The sequence below is a fragment of the Nocardia sp. NPDC004722 genome (assembly GCF_053601505.1).
Map to the genome: position 1 here is coordinate 1 of NZ_JBSGBY010000959.1, position 2,026 is coordinate 2,026.

At 69.3% G+C, this 2,026-nt stretch carries 2 protein-coding genes and 1 pseudogene; 1 reads left to right on the forward strand and 2 read right to left on the reverse strand.

The window, feature by feature from the left end; all coding sequences use genetic code 11:
* Nucleotides 1-251: 251 nt before the first annotated feature.
* Complete coding sequence (locus tag ACWELQ_RS44555; protein WP_452402997.1) at nucleotides 252-554, forward strand: hypothetical protein; 303 nt, start codon at nucleotides 252-254, stop codon at nucleotides 552-554.
* 66 nt (nucleotides 555-620) lie between these two features.
* Here the strand turns inward: ACWELQ_RS44555 and ACWELQ_RS44560 are convergent, their stop codons facing one another.
* Nucleotides 621-1,376: an EI24 domain-containing protein gene (locus ACWELQ_RS44560; RefSeq protein WP_452402998.1), complete on the reverse strand. Its 756-nt coding sequence runs from the start codon at nucleotides 1,374-1,376 to the stop codon at nucleotides 621-623.
* Nucleotides 1,377-1,452: 76 nt separating this feature from the next.
* A pseudogene (locus tag ACWELQ_RS44565) lies at nucleotides 1,453-2,026 on the reverse strand (cytochrome P450); the annotation flags it as partial.

The window sequence follows — 2,026 nt, forward strand, 5'->3', positions numbered from 1 at the left end:
CGGCGACGATGACCGCCGCCCGCTCCGGCTGATCGGCGACGTGGCTTCCGGGAAACATGCGCATTCCTCCCCGTGAGAGACAGACAAACCGACGCTATCAATCTGCCGGTCCGATGCGGGGTGAATTCGCCGCCGCCACAAGCGGGGCGACGAAACATCGCCGTATTCTCCCGGTCACGTGGCGGTGCCCGGAGCGCGATAGCTTGCAACGGCCCCGAGGGATGGGGCGCTGTTTCACGACGGAGGATCTGATGAAGTTGCGTATTGCTGGTGTTCTCGGCGCGGCCGCGGTGGCCGGGATGGTGGCGGTGCTGGTGCCCGGCACCGCACAGGCCGCGAACGGCATCCTGGTCTCCAATGGCAGGGTGCTCGTCAACCCGACGGGCTGCGTCCGCATCGCCCTCACCGACCTGGACACCACGACCGTCTCGAACACCACCGACCAGGACGCCACCTTCTACGCCAGCATCGACTGCTCGGGCGACCCCATCGGCACCGTGGCGGCCGGGGCCGACGGCACGCCCCCGATGGCGGGCAGCTTCACCATCAACTGAGCACCGGCACAGCCGATCTCACCCACGTCGCCCTCCACACGTCCGGTGTGGGGGGCGACGGGTCTGTCAGCGGCGGGTCGGTTCGCCCAGGAGGTCGCGCGCCATCAGCGTCGCGCCCGCGACCGCGCCGGGCATGAGGAAGACCGCGACGAACGGGACCAGGAACGCCAGACCCAGAGGCGCGCCGAAGCCCCAGGCGAGGCCCCGGCGGGCGCGCAGCAGGGTCAGGCGCTCGCGCAGATCGATCGAACGGCGTTGCAGCGCAACGGCCGTCAGCTCGTGGGCGAGGAAGAAACCGGTCACCAGGGCGGCGATCACCGGCACCACGGTCTGGCCGAGGAACGGGACGAAACCCAGTGCGAACAGCAGGATTCCCCACAGCGCGACCCGCACCAGGATCCGGCAACTGTCGCGCGCGGAGACCCACAGCTCCGTCCACAGCGAGCGCCCCGACTCCGGAGCCGAACCGTCCGGGGACACCGAGCGATCCACGCGCAGTGAGAGCTCCTCGTAGAACGGCTGCCCGATCAGCAGGGTGACCGCCGTGAAGGCCAGCACCGCGCCCAGCATCACCAGGCAGAACAAGACCACCGTCAACAGCCCGCGAAACAGCCCGAGCCACGGGCTCGCCCAATGATCGGCGAACGGCGTTGCGGCGGTGACCAGATCGCCTCCCCACACCCCCAGTGCCGTCAGCGCCGCGACGTACAACACCAAGGTGATGAGGCCCGGCAACAACCCGAGCCCATAGTCACTACGATGCCGCGTCATCCACCGCTGCCCGGCGACCAGATACCCGAACCCCACCCCGAAATCACGCACGCCGGAACCATAACCGCTCCCGTATCCGGCACCCGCCACGGGCCCTCGCCCAGCCCTGCCCCTCGCGCCTGGGCTCTCAGCCCTCGGGCAGCGGCGGTGAGGGGGCGAAGACGACGGGCAGTGCGCTCAGGGCGCGGTGGAACGGTCCTGGCCGCCACTGCAATTCGGTGGTCGGGACGGCGAGGCGGATTTCCGGGAGCGCGTCGAGGAGTTGGTCGACGGCTTCCTGGGCGATGAGGTAGGCCAGGGAGCTGGCGGGGCAGGTATGCGGGCCCGCGCCCCAGGCCAGGTGGGAGCGGTTGCCGGTGAATGCCCCGCCGCGGATGGCCGGATCGGTGTTGCAGGCCGCCATGCTGATGACGACCGGCTGATTCGCGGGCAGCCAGCAGTCGTCCATGAGCACGTCGCGCGGCGGGTAGCTCAGGCAGAAATTCGCCATGGGCGGATCGTCGAAGAGCACTTCGTCGAGAGCGTCTCTGGTGGAGAGGCTTCCGCCGAGGGCGCTGCCGCGGAAGCGGTCGTCGACGAGCAGCAGCAGGAGCGTGTTGACGATCAGATTCTGTTGCGGCTCGATCCCCGCGCCGTAGAGGGTGGCCAGCTGATGCACCATCTCGGTGTCGCTGAGCCCGACCGGATGCCGCAGCATGCGG